Here is a 19,071-nt window from a genome sequence, read left to right as displayed (position 1 = left end):
AAAACTAAAACAATTGTTGAGCTTGCCTTATTCTCACCTGCCATTATAATCTTTCTCCATGACGTCTCCAAAAGTAGGGCCTGAAGGCCCCAAAGTCATCTCTTTGCCGACTGAACTTCCTATTTTACCTTTAAGAAATAGTGTGTTTTTTCCCGGGGCGGTCATGCCGCTCACCATTGGGCGCAACAAAACCATCCGGTTGATCGAAGAAGCAACCCAAGAAAAAAGCCTTTTGGGAATCGTCACGCAGCGCGCTCCAGAAATCGACGACCCGACTTCGGACGATCTCTACACCATCGGCACTGTGGCCCGCATCATCAAATTGGCGCGTACAGGTAAAGATGGCTTTAACATTGTCGTAGAAGGTCTCGCGCGCTTTCGCATCGAAGAATACACCCAGCATGAGCCATTTTTCACTGCCAAAATCACCCCCCTGCCCGATGAAGGCACTTCTGATGTTGAAATCGAAGCGCTGTCATTAAACCTTCGTAATACCGCGCGTGAAGTCATTGATTTGCTTCCCGAAATCCCAGTGATGGCTAAGCAACTGCTCGACTCTATCACGGCGCCAGGGCACTTAGCAGACCTCATCACCGCCAACATCGACGCCACCATCGAAGAAAAACAAGAAGTCCTAGAAGCTGTGGTATTGCCTAAGCGCCTAACCAAAGTGTTGGAGCTGCTCAATCGCCAATTCGAAGTCCTTAAGCTTTCAAATAAGATTAACTCCCAAGTTAAAGGCGAAATGAGCAAGACCCAGCGTGAATATTATTTACGCCAACAGCTCAAAGCCATTAAAGAAGAATTGGGCGACAAAGAAGATGACGAGTCTGGCCTCGAAGAGCTGGAAAAGCGCCTAAAAGCCGCTGAACTGCCAGAAGACGCCGAAAAAGCTTCGAAGCGCGAACTTAAACGCATGCGCAACATGCAGCCCAATCAAGCTGAGTACACCGTTGCCAGAACATATCTTGAATGGCTTGCCGAGCTTCCTTGGAAGAAAAGCAGCAAAGACAATCTCGATTTAGAGCACGCCAGAGCGACGCTCGATGCGGACCATTACGGCCTCGATAAAATCAAAAAGCGCATTATCGAGTATCTAGCCGTCCGCAAGCTCAAAAACGACATGAAAGGCCCGATCCTTTGCTTCATCGGCCCTCCAGGCGTCGGTAAAACTTCCTTGGGTCGCTCCATTGCGACAGCTTTGGGCCGCAAGTTCCACCGAATCTCCTTAGGCGGCGTGAGAGACGAGGCCGAAATCAGGGGCCACCGCCGTACCTACATTGGCGCCCTCCCCGGCCGCATCGTCCAAGGCATGAAAAAGGCCGGTACGAACAATCCGGTATTTCTGCTCGATGAAATCGACAAGCTAGGTCACGACTTCAGAGGTGACCCGGCATCGGCTCTGCTCGAAGTGCTAGACCCCGAACAGAATAATACGTTCAGCGACCACTACTTAGACGTACCCTTCGATCTATCGAAGGTGCTATTCATCGCGACGGCTAACCAGGGCGAGCCCATTCCTGCGGCTTTAAAAGACCGCATGGAAGTCATCGAGCTACCTGGCTATACCTTCGAAGAAAAGCTAGCGATTGCTAGAACGCATCTAATCCCCAAGCAAATGCTGGAGCACGGCATTTCGACAGACAAGATCGAAATTCCCGAAAAGACCATCCTACAAATCGCCATGAATTACACCCGTGAAGCGGGCGTGCGTAACTTAGAGCGGGAAATTGCCGCTGTTTGCCGCTCCGTTGCTGTGGAGGTAGTCGGCAACAAAGACGTGGATAAACAAGTCATCACTGGCGAAAAGCTGGAGAAGATCCTGGGCGCTGAGAAGTACTACAACGAAATCGCCGAAAGAACTTCCGTCCCCGGTGTGGCCACAGGTCTTGCCTGGACCGCTGCTGGCGGGGATTTATTGTTTATCGAAGCAAGCCGCATGGGCGGTAAAGGCTCGCTCATCTTAACCGGCCAATTGGGCGATGTAATGAAAGAGTCCGCTCAAACGGCGCTCAGCTGGATCAGAAGCCACGCCATGGATTTCGGCTTGGCTGGCAAAATCGATGAACATTTTCTCGAGAAAACAGACGTTCACGTGCACTTCCCCGCTGGCGCAATTCCTAAAGATGGCCCATCAGCTGGTGTAACGATTATCACCGCGCTTATCTCCCTCCTGACAGGCAGGAAGACTCGCTCGGACACAGCCATGACTGGGGAAGTCACTCTGCGCGGTTTGGTGTTGCCTGTGGGTGGCATCAAAGAAAAAGTTCTGGCGGCTCACCGTGCTGGCATTAAGAACATCATTATGCCCGCCAGATGCGAGAAAGACTTGGTGGATATTCCTGCGAACGTTAAATCGGATATCAAGTTTATTTTCGTGAAGAAAGTCGAAGAAGTCCTGGCATTCGTGCTGGCTAAAGAGAAAGACAAAGAAAAAGAATCCAAAGTCCAAATTATCGCTCAACCCGAAGCGTAGGTGTTCTACCCTCTCTCACGCAAGTGGGAGAGGGAGATTTTGACTTGTCAAAATCGGGAGAGGGTTAAGGCGCTTCGTTTAAAAAGTTCATCGGCTTCAACGTAAATCCAGCTTGATGCCTTGGCATAATTGGCCAGTCTTCTAAGACCGGCAAATGCGTTACGCCTAAGGTGTACCACACCACCAAATCCTTATTCACAATCGACTCATTGCGGGCATTTACCCAAGTCGGCAAACCTTCGCCTTCATTCTGACTCGGGAAATCCCCAGCGGCATGCATTTCTTCTGGGCGATACTCTGTCACATGCAGCGCGTGGTTTAAAAACGGCGCCGCTTTTAATACCATCGAGTCAGGTGCGCCAAAATAGCCGCCGGCCTCGCCAGGATCAAGCATATACCCTGCATAATGCCCAAGCTCGCTCTTTTGATTGGGGTTATAAATCCACCAATGTTTTGCGCGGCGACCATCAGGGTTTCTGAGCGCTTCTTTTTCGGTCTTTAGCTGCAGCTCATTAATCAGAAACACATTGCCGTAAGGGTTCGCCATATCTTCGCCAGCGCTGTCGAGCGCAATTTCAGCAATGCTATTTTTTGGTCCATCCACTGCAAAATCTAATCTGAAGTTGAAGAAATGCTGGTGCGCGGTAGCAATCAGGTTTTGGTCGATTAACATGCCAAATTGGTCAGCCCGGTTCAAAGTTTTGCAACGACCGCATTCATTTTGTTGATGCCCTTTGGTGAGCAAAATGCCGGTCAAAATAGCCTGAACACTGATGGCGCCATTTTCTTTGAAAATCCAATTCAGACCGTAATCGTAATTACCAATGGTGAACACGACAGAAACTACCAGTTCTTTAGAACTGCGCGCATACATATGCTTGGCGTCAGCGTTCCAATGAGACCATAACAATCCGGCGCTGCGTTCGTAAATCGCTACCACATTGGCGCGTTTATCTAGGTTGCCTTCGTTGTCCACGAAAGTCGCGTCAAAAACCTGGCCACCTGGCGGATAATGTACGTCTGGCACTAATGGATTCGCATAAATACCGAGTCCGTAATCTCCTTCGTCAAAGGCAGCTCGCCAATACCAATTGGTCCCAGGATCGGAGTAAGGCACAACCATTTCAGACAGAGAGGCTCTATCTAAAATCGGTCGAAATCGGCCGTTTTCCATTAGACCGACTTCATAAAGAACGAGTCCTTCACGCGGATGAAGCTGAAATTTGAAGCGCCAGTTCTTCCAGTGTACTTCGTGATTATCTTTAACAATAAAGGGAAACTGATCCGGCAAGCAATCCAGTGCTCGCGGCTTGTCGACCATCTTGTTATACGGAAAACTCCTTTTATTTTTGGATATTGGCTGTATTCCCATATCAATTACTTTAACTATTTGACCAATGGTCGCATCATAAATCGTCGCGACGCCTTCGATTGGTCTAGCATAAGGATTGCTGCTATCTTCCTGTAAATAAAAGCTCGAGCGCAAGATTCGATGGGCCGTGTCCACATTAACGCCAGTCAAATCGCCTGGCCCCCAGGTATCGACGTAGACATCGTCCCAATTTATAATACCGCGTGCGGTCATAGCTTGCTGCCACTCGGGGTGGTTTTTGATGGCGGTCTCAACAATGCCATATTCGACATCCATGACCGGAGGTTGGCCTTTTATCGGTGTCTTTTTAGCAATCGCGCCTGACGCCAAATCGACCAGCAATTCATAACGTTCATTGCGCGCATGATGTAAAACAACTGCATAGGCTTTTCTTGAAGCAGCGTCGTAGGCTGGATAAACACCATCAATCTTTTCGGGCTCGGCATTACTAAGCGTTTGTAGATACCAACCATCGCCCAAATAACCGGCGGTCTTCAAAATAGTCACCGCGGTTTGCAGCTCCTGCTCCGACAATGGATCCAATGCGTGGTTTGAGACCGATGCCAGGCTATAGCTAAAACTATTTTCGGGTTTTTGCGCAACCTTCGCGTTGCTACAGGAGATACTTAACAAAACCATTGCCCAGCCGAGGTGCCAAATTTTTAATGCCATAGCCCCTATTAACAGGAAGATCATTGCGATGATTCCTGTGCTCCTATGTGTAGAGTTGCTGGCTTGGGAAAATCACGCGTTACCGACAGCCCTGGCGATTCAAAAGATGCCCGAGCTAAATGCAAACGTCATGCCGGAGCCTTTAGAAAGTTTTTTGAAAGCACAAGCTTCTGGATTGTTGGCCGTGCTGAACGAGGAAGAGCGATGGGCAAGGCAACATGTTTCAGGCTACCCTGCACGCCCAGAGCCTCTTCGATTCACCGACGAGGCCTCAGACGGCCAGACACTCAAAAATCTCTTTTTAATGACCATTAGGGTGAATCCTTCAGTCCCGTTAGAGCTATATCGTCAGATTTTGCCGAATGAAGTTTCAAGCAAAGCGCTCGTGCCCATCGACCGTATTTCACTGGTACCTAACTCGTTATCTAAATCAAATCGCCGCTTCGCGCCGCTAAGCAAAAAAAACGGTGTTAAGGCGGCTCAAGTATTTATCTCGGCCGTCGATGAGCCAGATTATGGCCTAGACCTAGGTCTATGGGCAGATAGCGGCACGCCCTATGCGCAAAGCTACCAATTTGGACCCCAGCCTTTTGGCAATCCCAAATTGGAGTTTTCAAGCCAAGCGCCTTTTCATATGGGATTTTTTCACGAATGGTCTTTGATGTATCAAGTTGCGCCGAGCCTTCTGCGCACTTATCCTGAGTATCGGATCCATATGTATTACACGCTGTCACGCTTTGCATTTCAAACGGGGCATCCTTATTGGGGTTGGCGTTTTGCCGGCTGGGGGGCGCACTATATCCAAGATTTGACGCAGCCTTACCATGCAACGCTGCTACCTGGCGTTAATACCGCCAGGTTAATTGCTTATGGCATCTTAGACAAACTCGGCATTGAAGGGCCGAAAAATCATTTAGTGACTCGAGCAAGCGACGAACATTTGGCTTTAGAACACAAAGCTCATGAAGAAATGCTGCAAATCTTTGCAGGGAGGGTGAGCCCGCTGGGGCAAGCCTTGCAGCAAAAGGCACCTGAATCATTGCGCTATACACATTCATACGTCCGAAATAACTTAACCAGTCAGTCACACGATATGTCAGATAATCTAGACCTAACAAAGTTAATGCAAAATTTCGGAGTACACACCAGAGCATGGATCCGAAGCGTAGCGATTAACTGACTAAGGTCGCCAGTGCGTTTTTAGCCGCCTGCTCGGATGCTTCTTTCTTATTGCTGCCTTCACCGGTAGCAACTTCCAGATTGTTGATGAGCACGCGCACTTTAAAAACCGGCGTGTGAGCCGGCCCTGAAACAGAGATGGTTTCATAAATAGGCGCTAACGAATATTTGCCTTGAATGAGTTCTTGAAGCTCTGTCTTTGGACTTTTGATCGGAGCGTCAAGCTTATCTGGCAAAGGCCCCAGAGTTCTAAGCACAAATGCCTCAGCGGCTTCGAAACCTTGATCGAGATACACTGCGCCAATAATTGCTTCCACAACATCCGATAACACCGACGCTTGTTGCACAGCCCCAGAAAGTTTCATCGCTTTGGCAGCTCTCAGCGAACGGCCCAAATCTAGCCTCGAAGCTGCCGCTGCTAGATTGGCTTGGCAAACATATAGCGCCCTAAGTTGGGTCAATACACCTTCCGAAGCCTTAGGAAATCGCTCATAGAGATTTTTAGCCGCCACAAACCCCAAAACAGAGTCGCCCAAAAACTCAAGTCGTTCATTTTGAGCTGAAGCACCGGGAAAGCTGCGGTGCGTTAACGCCTGCTCTAATAAAGCAGGGTCGTTAAACTTAAGATCGAGCACGGAACACCAACCGGATGGGTGAGCCCTTAAACCCAAACTCTTCTCGAATGCGATTGATTAAAAATCTTTCATAAGAAAAATGAAGCTCTTCTTTCTCGTTCATGGTGAACAAGAAAGTTGGTGGCGCCACAGAAACTTGGGTGCCGTAATAGAACTTAAGCCGTTTACCTCGCACAATCGGAGGCGCATGAGCCGCTACAGCGCGCTCCAACATGCGGTTCACCTGAGAGGTTGGCACGCGCTGCGTGTAGGCTTCAAAAACTTCCCATGCCGTCTCCAGAACATCGAACACTCTGGAGCCCGTAAGCGCTGAAACGAACTTAATCGGTGCGTCCGCTAAAAACGGCATCTTATCGCGTATGTGTTGCGCGAAAGGTTCTGCTTTGAGCTCTTTGTCTTTGGCTAAATCCCACTTATTCACCACAATAACCACGGCTTTGGCCTTCTTGTGAATAAACGAAGCGACTTTTAAATCTTGTTCAGTGAGGCCGGCAGTAGCGTCAATCAGCATCAAAGCAACCTGCGAGCGATCGAGGCCGCCAAGACTTGCCGAAACAGCCATCTTTTCCGTATCTTTAGAAATGCTGCGCTTACGCCTAATCCCAGCGGTATCAATCAAGCGATATCGATGACCGGCATAACCGATTTCTTCATCCACGGCATCCATGGTGGTACCAGCTTCTGGAGACACCAAGAAACGCTCTTCACCGAGCAGCTTGTTCATGAAACTAGATTTACCGGCGTTAGGACGACCGATAATCGCCAATGGCAAAATAGGTTCAGCACCTTCTTCTTCAGCCACTATTTCTTCAGGCGGCAGCGGGAAAGCGGCGAATAAAGTTTCAAACAGATCGTTTAGTCCAAGACCATGCGCAGCCGAAACAGGAAACACGTTTTCGAAGCCTAAGCCATAAAACTCAGGCGCCGACTGCTGAGCAGCCGTGGTTTCAGTTTTATTGACCACTAAGTAAACAGGTTTTTTGCTTCGACGAAGCAGCTGGGCGATTTCGCGATCGGCAGGCAATAGACCTGCGCGACCGTCTACCAGAAACAAAATAATGTCTGATTCTTCAATGGCAATGTCAGCTTGGCGCTTGATAAAAGGCATCAAGCCTTCGCTTGATTCAAGTTCAAGACCACCAGTATCGATTAATAAGAATTCACGTTCATCAAACGAAGCATCGCCGTAAATGCGGTCTCTGGTCAGGCCTGGCTCATCATGAACCAAACTGGCCCGTCGACCTACTAAGCGATTAAAGAGGGAGCTTTTGCCCACATTGGGCCTACCGATAAGGGAAAGGGTCAAAGTCACGCTGGCAACACCCTACCCTGACGCTCGATATCCAAAGCTTCTCTTGTCTTAATTTTCGTCAAAGGCTTTTCGCGGCTCATCGTTTCACCAGCCAAAATGCGCTTGATTTCACTGCCATCCAAAGTTTCATAATCAAGAAGGCCTCGGGCAACATTTTTGAGCGCTTCGATATGCTTTTCCAATAAGCCGCGAGCGCGGTGATACTGAGCCATAATAATGCGGCGTACTTCAGAATCAATTTCCTGAGCCGTTTGTTCTGAATAATCGGGCGATTGGCTGAAGTCTCTGCCCAAAAACACTTCGCCTTCTTTGCGTCCATAAACCAATGGGCCCATTTCAGTGGACATACCCCACTCGCACACCATATTGCGTGCAATCTCGTTCGCCTTTTGAAAGTCATTGCCAGCACCGCTGGTGAGCTCTCCGAAGGTCAACTCTTCGGCAATACGGCCACCCATCAAAATGGCGATTTGGTTTTCTGCGTAAGTCTTGGTCATGGAGTAGCGGTCTTCTATTGGCAACTGCATGGTCACGCCCAAAGCTCTGCCGCGCGGAATGATCGTCACTTTATGAACTGGGTCAACTTCCGTGCCGATTAAAATCGATACCAAAGCGTGCCCTGCTTCATGATAAGCGGTATTTTCGATTTCTTTGGACGACATCACCATCGCGCGTCGCTCTGGCCCCATCATGATTTTTTCACGGGCCATTTCAAAATCGTACATCAAAACGGCTTCTTGATTTGCTCTAGCGGCAATCAAAGCGGATTCATTCACCAAGTTTTCAATGTCCGCGCCACTCATGCCTGGCGTAGACCGCGCCAACACTTCGATGTTCACATCGGGGCTTAAGGGCACTTTTTTGGTGTGAACTCTGAAAATCGCTTCGCGACCTAATAAATCAGGTCTTGGCACCACGACGCGTCTGTCGAAACGCCCGGGTCTTAAAATCGCAGGGTCCAAAACATCGGGCCTGTTAGTGGCAGCAATAATAATCACGCCTTCATTTGGCGCAAATCCGTCCATCTCAACCAAAAGTTGATTCAGGGTTTGCTCACGCTCATCATGACCGCCGCCCATGCCTGTGCCACGTTGTCTACCCACGGCATCGATTTCATCAATAAACACGATACAAGGCGCATTGCGTTTGCCTTGTTCAAACAGATCGCGCACGCGGCTTGCACCCACGCCTACGAACATTTCAACGAAGTCAGATCCTGCAATGCTGAAAAACGGTACGCCTGCTTCACCAGCAATGGCACGAGCCAAGAGGGTTTTACCGGTGCCCGGAGGACCCATCAGCAACACACCTTTAGGAATACGGCCACCCAGTTTGGTAAAGCGCTTAGGGTCTTTCAAAAACTGAACGATTTCTTCGAGCTCTTGCTTGCATTCATCAACGCCAGCAACGCTATCAAAAGTAATCTTGCCGTCACTTTCAGGCAACATGCGAGCGCGACTTTTGCCAAAGGAAAAAGCCTTGCCGCCGCCCATCTGCATTTGGCGCATAAAGAAGAACAACACGCCCATGATTAAAATCATCGGAAGCCATTGAGCCACAAAGAACCAGAAACCACCGGCATCTTCACGTTCGAATTTGTATTGGGTCTGAAATTGCTGGTTCGCTTTGTTCAGCACATTCATGACGGTGTCATTGCGTTCACCGGTCGAACGAAAATGCGTGCCGTCTTTAAACTCACCAGCAAATTCGGAACCGGTCACCACCACATCTTTCACATCGCCTTTTTCAAGCGCAGCCATGATGTCAGAGAAAGGCTTCTCCACGGTGTGAACCGCCTTTTGACCAAAAAAGCTCCAGACGCTGACGATAAAGAGCCCAAATACCAACCAAATCAACAATGTTTTTTGATATTGCTTCACAAGGGGTAGAGTTACACGTAAAACGCCTTGGTGTCTATTGGTGTCACAAAATCCACACTAACCAATGTAAGCCCCCCGGGCGGTGCGGTAATGCCTGCAGCTTGTCTGTTTTTCGCTTCTAATATTGACTGAATATCTTTAGGTTTTCGAAGTCCTGTCCCGATTTCCGCAAGCAGGCCGACCAAAATACGAATCATTTGGCGCAAAAACGCATCTCCGTGAAGCTCAATATAAATTTCCCCTGGAAACACTTGGCTTTTAACCAACTTTGCATCAAAAAGCGTCTTAACCGTTGTACCAGCTGTACAACCAGAAGCTCTGAAAGATGAAAAATCATGCGTTCCTTTAATATAAGTTAAGGCTTCTTCCATGTAGGCGAGATTTAACTCAGGCTCAATCTGCCAACTGGTGTCGGCATCTACGCCATTCAGAGTATAACGGTAGTGCTTTCCTGTTGAGTTGCCACGTGCGTGAACTTTTTGATCTACTGCAAAGCCCTCAATGTTTTTTAAGCCTGGAGGCGTCGTTGCATGGAGCCTCTCTAAAAATGCCTCTCCATCAAAAGGCCCTTTAAACCAGAAAGTCGCAATATTGTGTTCAGCATGAACGCCTTTATCGGTTCGTGCTGCAAAACATAAAGCCTTGGGCGCCATTTCAGCAGCTTCGCTAATATGATCGTAAAGCGCACCGCCCGCGGTGGGGACATCGCGTTGAGGTTGAAGACCATGGAAAAATTGACCAAAGTAGCCGAATCGAATCATAAACTGGTGGCGGGACATGCTGCTGAAGAAAGCGCCTGTCAGCTGCTTTTGTCAAAGGGATACCGAATTTTGGACCGCAATTTCAGATGCAAAATGGGTGAAATCGATATCATTGCCCAAGACGGCCCAGTACTTTGTTTTGTGGAAGTGCGAAGTCGTGAACATGCGAAACATTCCGATCCAAAAGCAAGCATTCGCGCAGATAAACAAACAAAGTTAATCAGGGCATCAACCTTTTATCTTCAAAAAAAATACTACCGAAATATTCCAATATGTCGCTTTGATGTCATTGGTGTCATCGGCTACGGACCCGATCAACGCATGAGCCTCATCAAAAACGCTTTTGAAATGCGGATCGAGCCCAGAAGGCGAAGCGGCAACCCATGGCAAAGTTATTGATTAATGTTACGCATGCTTAAATGGCAGGCCTTTTCAGTATTATCGCAACCCCTATCGGAAACCTATCCGATTTATCTCCCAGAGCAGGCACGGCCCTTAAAAACTCGGCGGTGATTTTTGCTGAGAACACGCTGCACAGTAGAAAGTTGCTTGCAGTAATCGGTGTCGATTTGACCAAAACCAAACTGGTTGCTTGCCCACCTGCCAAAGAAAAAGACCGCATTCCCGCTCTTCTAGAAATGCTCGCTGCAGGCCTTGACGTGTCTTTAATTTCGGACGCCGGCGCACCAGCCGTCAGCGACCCAGGCGGCAGGCTTATCCAAGCGGTGATTGGGGCGGGATATAAACTGGAAGTTATCCCCGGTCCAAGCGCGGTCATTGCCGCCTTGATGGGCGCAGGCCTCATGACCACCCGCTTCGCATTTTTAGGTTTTTTGCCCAAAAAAGGTCGAGAACGAGTCAGACTGATTAAACAATCCTATCAAACAGGCCTCGCGCCAGTAATTTTTGAATCGCCGCATCGCATTACCGAGACGCTTCACGAATTGTATGAACTCTTGGGCCCACAACCGGTGGTCATCGCTCGTGAGCTCACCAAACAGTTCGAAACCTTTCACCGCGGCATTTTAGGAAGTGCGCTAACACCGCCTTTAGTAGAAAAAGGCGAGATGGTAATCGTCATAGAAGCGCCTGCAGAAGCAGGAGCCCCTGTCGCCGAAAACGCCGAACCAGCAGCACCTGCCATCGGTCATAAAGCTTCAGCCAAAAAATTAGCTAAAGACCTTGGGATCAGCGTCAAAGACGCCTATCAAAAACTTATAAACGCCAAGTAGCGCCAACGAGCACTTCGATCGATGCTTCCATGACGTTCGTAGTACCTTTACCAAACAAGAAACTTGGAGTCATGGCGGTTTCAAGACCAAGCGCCAAATCTCTGGTCACGAAATACTCAAAACCTGCAGTAGGCCGGATTCCTAAGTTGAAGTGAACCCTGGCACCATCTCCGATGGTCGGAATCATCAACGAAGGCGCTAAGCCCAAACTCACGAATGGAATTAGCGGGTTGTCTTTATTGACAAAACGATACTTAGCCGAAGCGCCCAGCCCTAACGCAAGACGATTATTTGCGAAGGTAGGTTTAAACGCTCCGCCCACGCTCCAGTTGCGATCCAACATGGTTTCTACTTCAATGCCAGCAACAATATTATCGCCGATCCCCGTGGATGAGTCTTGGATAAAATAAATGGAATTCCCAAGAACACCGCGCATCAACCATTCACCTGGCTGATATTCATATGCAGAAAGCTGGGTGGCCAATAGGCCTAAAATCAAAAATCTCTTCATTTGGTTAGCTCCTCTTCTATTTCTAATAAGCGGTTATACTTCGCAATTCGCTCACTACGGCACAAAGAGCCCGTCTTGATGAAGGCCGCGCTCGTGGCCACAGCCAAATCTGCAATGCTAGTATCCTCAGTCTCACCAGAACGATGTGACACCACATGCTTATAGCCTGCTTTTTGCGCCATGTGAATCGCGCTCATCGTTTCACTGAGAGTTCCAATCTGGTTTAGCTTAATTAAAACGGCGTTGGCCGCTTTGCTACTAATGCCTTTTTGGATGAACGCTGGATTCGTGACGAAAAGATCGTCCCCGACCAATTGAACCTGTTGGCCCAAAGTGCTTGTGAGCGATTGCCAACCGGCCCAATCGTTTTGGTCAAGGCCATCTTCAATGCTGAGAATAGGATAGCTTTCCGTCAGCTCTTTCCAAAATTGAATCAATCGGCTGCTATCGACCAGTCCAGTATCTTTAAATTGGTAATTTTGCTTAGAAGCATCGTAAAACTCGCTGGCAGCAACATCAAGCGCGAGCGAAATTTGTGTGCCAGCTTGATAACCCGCCTGAGCGATAGCTTCCAAGATTAAATCTAGCGCTTGCCGTGTTGAGTTCAAACGAGGGGCAAAACCGCCTTCATCGCCCACCGCGGTCACCAAATCAGCTTTTTTCAAAATGGATTTAAGCTTATGGAAAACTTCGGCCCCTGCTCTTAAAGACTCGCTAAATTTCGAAAAGCCATGGGGCACCATCATGAATTCTTGAATATCTAAACCATTGTCCGCATGCGCCCCGCCGTTTAGGATGTTCATCATGGGTATAGGCATACTCAGGCTACTACCTTCAGACAGATAGCGATAGAAAGGCATCTTTTTAGAAACCGCTGCCGCCCGGGCCGCTGCCATCGATACGCCTAAAATAGCGTTTGCCCCAAGGTGCGATTTATTGGGCGTGCCATCCAGATTCAGCAGCGTGTCGTCCACACTTCGCTGATCGTCTGCCGGCTCTCCAATTAAGGCCGAGCGAATGATATTATTCACATTCGAGACAGCATTCAAAACGCCTTTGCCAAAGTAGCGCGCTGCGTCGCCATCACGCAGCTCAATGGCCTCATGCTCACCGGTAGAAGCGCCCGAAGGGACAGAAAAAGAGCCGCGGGACTCGTCTTCCAACCATACGTCAACATGAACCGTGGGTTGACCCCGGCTGTCCAGAATTTCTCTGGCTCTAACATCTTTAATTTCGGCGCTCATAAAGAGCAACCTAGACCCACCGAGGCCGTTAGGAAAGACCCTTCAACTGTTTTAGCCCAAAGGCCAACCACCTGCCCGCCGATGCTAGCGTACCAATTGGGAGCAAAATGATATCGAAGACCCAACTGCCCACTGACGCCCAAATTCACAGGTAAAAAATGCAACGTCGTAAACCACTCCAAATGTGGCGCCCGCATCTCATAAGTCATCGCACCGCCCAAGAGTAAATCATGATGATTAAACCTGGGAATCGAAGCCGATTCAGACATCGAAACCCAGTAAAAATACCCCGCGCTAGGGCCTAATCGCAGATTAGAGCTTAGCTCGAAATTTCTTGCGATGGAAAATGCACCCAGAAGCTGCTGATTCCAAATCACACGTTCATCCACCTGAAAGGCAGACGCGCCGAACGCAAAGGAGCCCTCCACTGCCCATAGCTTAAGCATTTTAAAACCCGATCGAATACGAAATCCTGGATACGGCTTAGTGCCAATGCCAGAATTCCAATGATCAACACTCGCTCCAGTTTCCAGCTGCCAGGCATTCATAGGTTGCTCGGCACGATACATGTCAGCACCTTCTTCACTAAACACTTCATCCAGCAACATCCCAGGTGCCTCTATGGCCGCCTCATTGGCAGGCTCAATTTTAACGGGCTCAACAAGCACACGTTTTGCTACGGCAGCTGGCATGACCTGTATTGCTTTCGGGGTTGGCGCAGTAGTTAAGCTGTTGATAAGGCGGGCCACCAATAGCTTAGCTTTTTTCTCGCTTAAAATAGCTTTGGTATTTTTATCGCTCCAAAGCAACTCTTGTGCACGGTAAGCATCAATCGACTGGGCGCCTACTTTGACCGATGCATCGACATTTTTGCTGCCGCATTTTTGAACCAGGACTTTGGCGTTCAGCTCTAACGCCATTTCCAGCTCTTCAGAGTTTCGAGAAATGCCGCATACCGAAACTTTATATGGACCCTTTGCCCATAAAGTTGTCGCGATTAACAAAAATATTCCAAGACGCCACATACCTGTCAAACAAACGACGGGCTTAAAAGATTTTCATCGCCGTCTTTAGTTTGTCTAAAGTTTTTGGGCCCACCCCTCGAATCTCCGCGACTTCCTCCCAGCGTTTAAACCTGCCTATACGTTCACGCCTTTCTAAAATCGCGCGAGCCACCCGCACCGGTAGTCTTTGGATTGTCATAAAATCTTCTAATTTCGCATCATTTAAACCGACTGGATTTTCGATGCTCCGAGGTAAAACTGGTAACGACTCCATCGACAAGAGGCTACAGATCCCTAATAACAAAAACCAACTAAGTAAAAACAACGTTCTATCTTGAGGCCATCGAATCATATGATTATATTGGACGGGCAATCTCTCAGCCTAAAGCAACTTAAAGAAATCGCTTGCCACAAAACACCCATTCAGATTGCTCCCCACTGCTTGGATAAAATCGCAAACATTCGCTTAGAAATCGACTTGAAAGCCTCTGGCTCCAAAGCGTATTACGGAATCAACACCGGATTTGGCGCGCTGTCTGAAACAAAAATCTCAACAGAAGACTTAGAAAAGTTGCAAAGAAATCTCATCTTGTCTCATGCCGTAGGCGTGGGTGAACCTTTGAGCGAAGCCGAAACCCGGGCCCTCATGCTGCTGCGCTTAAACACCTTGGCAAAGGGCTTCTCTGGCGTCAGACCGCTCATATTAGAAAGGCTCGCCGCGCTATTAAACCGTAATTTGCTCCCACAAATCCCCCGTAAAGGCAGCGTCGGCGCATCTGGCGATTTAGCCCCACTGGCCCATCTGGCCATGTTTCTCATGAAAGATCATGAAGGTGTCGAAGCCTTCGAGCTCCATGCCAAGGAAGGCTTGGCCCTTATCAACGGCACACAGGCGATGACGGCCGTAGGTTGCTTGGCCCAACTCGAGGCCGAATCCCTAAGTGATTTTGCAGATCAAATAGGCAGCTTGTCTCTAGATGTGCTGCTGGGTTCAGATGCACCTATGGATAATCGAATCCACGAAGCCAGGCCACATCCAGGACAAATTCAATCCGCCAAGCGCATCAAAGAACTGCTGGGCAGCAGCGAGCTCAACGAAAGTCACCGCTACTGTCGCAAGGTGCAAGATGCTTACTCGCTGCGTTGCATGCCCCAAGTTCATGGTGCCACCCGCGATGTACTACAATATACGCGCTCCGTTTTAGAAAGAGAAATCAACAGCGCCACCGATAATCCGCTGGTATTTGAAAACCATGACATTTTATCCGGTGGTAATTTTCACGGCCAACCCGTTGCCTTCGCCTTAGATTTTTTGGGCATTGCTACCGCAGAGCTCGCTAATATTTCTGAAAGGCGCATGGAGCAGATGCTAAATCCCATGCTCTCATCCGGACTGCCCGCATTTTTGACACCGAACCCGGGGCTCAACAGCGGTATGATGATGTTACAAGTCACGGCAGCAGCATTAATCAACGAAAACAAAGTGCTATCGCATCCGGCAAGCACGGACAGCATCCCCACGTCAGCGAATCGGGAAGATCATGTGTCCATGGGCATGACTTCCGCCAACAAAGCTCGAACCATCGTTGATAACGTCTGTCACGTGTTAGCCATAGAACTGCTCTGTGCGGCTCAAGCTTTAGATTTAAGACGGCCGCTGAAATCGAGCTCAGCGCTAGAAGCACTGCATGAAAGCTTTAGACAGCATGTCTCTTTTGCGGAAGTCGACAGGGCCTATGGCATTGATCTGGCGAAAAGCGTGCAATACCTAAAAGCGCAAGTGAACGCCTAAAGTCGTCCCGACCCCGATTTGCAACCCTTTACCGATGTCACTGTTGCCGTTATATAACCCGGCAATCATTAGGTTCCCTTCAGAAAATATGCCTACCATCGGCGTAATCGCCCATAAAAATCCGAATGCAGATTTGCTCTCTAAACGAACGAACTTGGTTAGATCGACACCGAGCTGCCCAGAAACATAGGCTTGAATCGGCTCTGTCGTATTAAAATAGTAGCGATAGCCCAAAGACACACCAAACATCTTCATAATATAGTCATCTTCACCAGTGACAGACCCTGAAAAATCCGTTCGCAGACCCAGCAACAGTTCGAGCGAATTAGTTAACCCGTAAGTTCCTTCCAACTGTAACGGCACCAACCAGCCTGCCGAAAAGTATCTGGTATAATCGGCGACAGATTGCACTTGGTTGCCATCTTTATCAGTAATTTCTCTTCGCGCCGAGTCAGCAGCGGTCCGGTTCGCCGTATTCGTGATAGCGCTGGCATAAACTCCAAAACCGCTTCCAAGCCTGACGCCTACCTTTCCCGCATAGGATGCATGAGCATTCATAGAGAGTAGCTGCGTCAAAAGACATGTGGCTAAAAGAAAAAATCGCATTAATTTGCTCCGGAGGGACAAACTAATGCGATGAATGAAACGGGTAAATCCGTCAATAGGCGGACAGACTACCAGCTGGACTTGGTCACGCCAGGCAAAAGGCCTTTAAGGGCCATATTTCTAAAAGAAATTCGGTTCAGTTTAAACTTACGGTAAACCGCTTTGGCAGCGCCAGTTGCTTGGCAGCGTCTGGTGATGCGCACGCGAGAGGAGTCTCTCGGCAAGCTATTCAATTTCAAACGAGCAGCCAACCGCTCTTCATCTGAAAGAGCTGGATCGATTTGGGCTTTCTTCAGTGCGGTACGTCGATCTTCTTGTTGACGAACCAATTTTTCTCGTTTGACTTCTCTAGCTAACTGACAAGTACGTGCCATCTTTTTTACTCACTCCTGATTTGGAGGCATTGCAATAGATCAAAAGAAGCCATTTAGCAAGCCTTTAGGCTTTTCAGGGCCAGGCTAATAAACAAAACAGCGAAAACACACAGCAAAGCCTTTCGCACCAACGCAGATCCCTGCCGCATGGCTAAATGGCTTCCGCTCCAACTGCCTATCATATTGCAAATGGCCATAGGGATTGCCACTGGCCAAACCACTTTGCCAAAAGCGCCAAAAATTATCAGCGCCACCACGTTAGAAATCAGATTAAATGGCTTAGCCAATGCCGTTGCCTGCAACAAGTTTAAGCCCAATAATTTATGAGCGCCAATCGCCAAAAACGAACCTGTCCCTGGTCCAAAAAAGCCGTCATAAAAGCTCATGCCTGTGGCAAGCGCGATTGTTTTTGGCTTTTCATGCTGAATAACACGCTCCATCTTACCATCTGGTCTAATCAACAGGCTCAAAGCCGCAAACGGCAAGAAGATCAAGACCAGCGTTCTCAGCCAATCATTATCAATTGATAAAACAGTCAGAGATCCAAGCAGCGATCCGATAACGGCAAAAACGGCACCCGTACGAATAAAGCGCCAAGAGATCATTCGTTTTCTAGCGTAGTTAGCGGTAGAGACGCAGAGACCACAGGTTGAGAAGAACTTGCTGGTTCCAATAGCCTGCACCGGTGGCATACCCGCAAAAAGCATTGCCGGAAAACTTAAAAGACCTCCTCCCCCTGCAATGCTGTCTACTAATCCAGCTACAAAGGCGGCCGCAGCAAGAAGGCCTAAATATTCTGTTTCCAATTATTCACTCCAAATACAAACGCCTTTTCATACAAACCAGTTATGGAAAAGAAAATCCCCTGCTTATTAGTCTTATGCTGTCTTTTCACGCTCTCTGCCTGCAATCATACCCGCTTAGCCCTTCCCCGGGCCAAGAATGTGGTCATGGTGATTGTGGATGGTATGGGGCCGGAGCAAGTTAAAGCCGGAAGAATCTATCTGGGAAACCAAAAACTTGCCTTCGAGAAGTTTCCATTTCAGAGCACCGTCACCACCCACAACATAGACGGAGAAGTTACCGACAGCGCCGCTGCAGCCACAGCCATTGCTACCGGACAAAAAGTGCAAAACCGCGTCATTAGCCCAGGCAAAACGCTTTTAGAAATGTTCAAAGAAGAAGGCAAAAGCACCGGAGTTGCTACCAATACCCTACTCACGGACGCCACCCCAGCGTGCTTCGCTGGCCACGCTAAAACCCGGCAAAACACCAAAGACATTTTAAACGTCTATCTCACTCAAACGCAACCTAACTTAATCGCCGGCGCCGATGAAATGTTCTACCGGGAACAGGTCAAAAATTCGAACGCCAGCTATAGAATGACGGACTCCGCCACCGGCTTAGAAAAGATCAGGCGTGAAGTCAGCGCCGGCCAAAAAATCGACCATGTCTACGCCGGCTTCGGTCAGCACCCTCTCATACCCGGCAGCTATGACCGGAAAACAGCCATGCCGATGGCCGCTACCAGCGACTCCTTTTTCATTGGCCAAGACATCCCCAAAATCAGTGACACTGCCATTGCAGCGCTCGATATCCTAAACCAAAACCCAAAAGGCTTCTTTCTAATGATCGAAAGCGGCCTGGTTGATTGGGTCGGCCATAAAAACAAAGAAATCGAAAACCCCATTGGCGTACTGGCTGCCGAAATGGCCGAGACCAACAACATGGTCCAGCTGGTGGCTGATTGGGCCAAGGCGCATCCAGACACCCTGGTCGTGGTCACCGCTGATCATGAAACCGGTGGTCTTAAAATCGATGAAAAACACACTGAATGCGTAGGCAATCTGGAATGCACTGCGAAGGGCAATTGGACTTCCGATCTCTATCCAGATCTTAAAGAAAAGTTTTCTAAACACACAGGCGTGAACGTCGGCGTCTATGCCATGGGCCCTGGTGCAGAAGCTTTCAGCAAACCCATGGACAACACCGAATTTGTTGCTCGTATCCTAGGAAAATAA

The 19,071-nt window shown here is 48.7% G+C and carries 18 protein-coding genes; 6 read left to right on the top strand and 12 right to left on the bottom strand.

The features are described from left to right. Positions 1 to 58 precede the first annotated feature (58 nt). Positions 59 to 2,476: an endopeptidase La gene (lon, locus tag V4534_01505; GenBank protein MES2503531.1), complete on the top strand. Its 2,418-nt coding sequence runs from the start codon at positions 59 to 61 to the stop codon at positions 2,474 to 2,476. Between the two features lie 64 nt (positions 2,477 to 2,540). On the opposite strand, the gene V4534_01500 is transcribed toward lon, so the two are convergent. Continuing rightward, positions 2,541 to 4,520, bottom strand: coding sequence for a hypothetical protein (locus V4534_01500; GenBank protein ID MES2503530.1), 1,980 nt, complete (start codon positions 4,518 to 4,520; stop codon positions 2,541 to 2,543). Positions 4,521 to 4,548: 28 nt separating this feature from the next. Between V4534_01500 and V4534_01495 the strand changes: the two genes are divergently transcribed. Beyond that, positions 4,549 to 5,700, top strand: coding sequence for a phospholipase (locus V4534_01495; protein ID MES2503529.1), 1,152 nt, complete (start codon positions 4,549 to 4,551; stop codon positions 5,698 to 5,700). Here the strand turns inward: V4534_01495 and rnc are convergent. Genes rnc through V4534_01475 form a run of 4 tightly spaced genes read right to left on the bottom strand, consistent with a single transcriptional unit; the run spans position 5,693 to position 10,287 of the window. After that, a complete protein-coding gene (gene rnc / locus V4534_01490; protein ID MES2503528.1) occupies positions 5,693 to 6,334 on the bottom strand; it encodes a ribonuclease III in 642 nt (213 codons plus the stop codon). The genes V4534_01495 and rnc overlap by 8 nt on opposite strands. Then, positions 6,321 to 7,646: a ribosome biogenesis GTPase Der gene (gene der, locus V4534_01485; protein MES2503527.1), complete on the bottom strand. Its 1,326-nt coding sequence runs from the start codon at positions 7,644 to 7,646 to the stop codon at positions 6,321 to 6,323. The genes rnc and der overlap by 14 nt, the downstream gene beginning before the upstream one ends. Further along, positions 7,643 to 9,526: an ATP-dependent zinc metalloprotease FtsH gene (ftsH, locus tag V4534_01480; protein ID MES2503526.1), complete on the bottom strand. Its 1,884-nt coding sequence runs from the start codon at positions 9,524 to 9,526 to the stop codon at positions 7,643 to 7,645. Before ftsH ends, der begins: the two co-directional genes overlap by 4 nt. Before the next feature lie 11 nt (positions 9,527 to 9,537). After that, positions 9,538 to 10,287, bottom strand: a complete 750-nt coding sequence (locus V4534_01475; GenBank protein ID MES2503525.1) for a hypothetical protein — start codon at positions 10,285 to 10,287, stop codon at positions 9,538 to 9,540. Here V4534_01475 and V4534_01470 point away from each other — a divergent pair. Next, positions 10,252 to 10,686 (top strand): YraN family protein, encoded by a 435-nt coding sequence (locus V4534_01470; GenBank protein MES2503524.1) that lies wholly within the window; start codon positions 10,252 to 10,254, stop codon positions 10,684 to 10,686. The genes V4534_01475 and V4534_01470 overlap by 36 nt on opposite strands. A gap of 20 nt (positions 10,687 to 10,706) precedes the next feature. Further along, positions 10,707 to 11,519 (top strand): 16S rRNA (cytidine(1402)-2'-O)-methyltransferase, encoded by an 813-nt coding sequence (rsmI, locus tag V4534_01465; protein ID MES2503523.1) that lies wholly within the window; start codon positions 10,707 to 10,709, stop codon positions 11,517 to 11,519. Here rsmI and V4534_01460 read toward each other — a convergent pair. The 4 genes from V4534_01460 to V4534_01445 are packed head-to-tail and all read right to left on the bottom strand — an operon-like array spanning position 11,503 to position 14,552. Beyond that, a complete protein-coding gene (locus V4534_01460) occupies positions 11,503 to 12,030 on the bottom strand; it encodes a hypothetical protein (protein ID MES2503522.1) in 528 nt (175 codons plus the stop codon). The genes rsmI and V4534_01460 overlap by 17 nt on opposite strands. Next, complete coding sequence (gene eno, locus V4534_01455; GenBank protein MES2503521.1) at positions 12,027 to 13,274, bottom strand: phosphopyruvate hydratase; 1,248 nt, start codon at positions 13,272 to 13,274, stop codon at positions 12,027 to 12,029. The genes V4534_01460 and eno overlap by 4 nt, the downstream gene beginning before the upstream one ends. Then, positions 13,271 to 14,299: a hypothetical protein gene (locus V4534_01450; protein MES2503520.1), complete on the bottom strand. Its 1,029-nt coding sequence runs from the start codon at positions 14,297 to 14,299 to the stop codon at positions 13,271 to 13,273. Before V4534_01450 ends, eno begins: the two co-directional genes overlap by 4 nt. A gap of 22 nt (positions 14,300 to 14,321) precedes the next feature. Then, positions 14,322 to 14,552, bottom strand: a complete 231-nt coding sequence (locus V4534_01445) for a helix-hairpin-helix domain-containing protein (GenBank protein MES2503519.1) — start codon at positions 14,550 to 14,552, stop codon at positions 14,322 to 14,324. Positions 14,553 to 14,630: 78 nt separating this feature from the next. Here V4534_01445 and hutH point away from each other — a divergent pair, with 78 nt between their 5' ends. Next, complete coding sequence (hutH, locus tag V4534_01440; GenBank protein ID MES2503518.1) at positions 14,631 to 16,070, top strand: histidine ammonia-lyase; 1,440 nt, start codon at positions 14,631 to 14,633, stop codon at positions 16,068 to 16,070. Here hutH and V4534_01435 read toward each other — a convergent pair. From V4534_01435 to V4534_01425, 3 genes are all read right to left on the bottom strand, one after another. Then, positions 16,047 to 16,676, bottom strand: a complete 630-nt coding sequence (locus V4534_01435) for a hypothetical protein (GenBank protein MES2503517.1) — start codon at positions 16,674 to 16,676, stop codon at positions 16,047 to 16,049. The genes hutH and V4534_01435 overlap by 24 nt on opposite strands. 68 nt (positions 16,677 to 16,744) lie before the next feature. After that, complete coding sequence (gene rpsN, locus V4534_01430) at positions 16,745 to 17,050, bottom strand: 30S ribosomal protein S14 (protein ID MES2503516.1); 306 nt, start codon at positions 17,048 to 17,050, stop codon at positions 16,745 to 16,747. A 53-nt stretch (positions 17,051 to 17,103) separates the two neighbouring features. Continuing rightward, positions 17,104 to 17,856: a TSUP family transporter gene (locus tag V4534_01425; GenBank protein ID MES2503515.1), complete on the bottom strand. Its 753-nt coding sequence runs from the start codon at positions 17,854 to 17,856 to the stop codon at positions 17,104 to 17,106. Between the two features lie 42 nt (positions 17,857 to 17,898). Between V4534_01425 and V4534_01420 the strand changes: the two genes are divergently transcribed. Continuing rightward, positions 17,899 to 19,071: an alkaline phosphatase gene (locus V4534_01420; GenBank protein MES2503514.1), complete on the top strand. Its 1,173-nt coding sequence runs from the start codon at positions 17,899 to 17,901 to the stop codon at positions 19,069 to 19,071.

This window comes from Myxococcota bacterium, assembly GCA_040387835.1.
Classification (GTDB): domain Bacteria; phylum Myxococcota; class UBA727; order UBA727; family JABDBI01; genus JAZKCZ01.
Note: the sequence above shows the minus strand (reverse complement) of the source record. Positions and strands in the feature narration are given on the sequence as shown.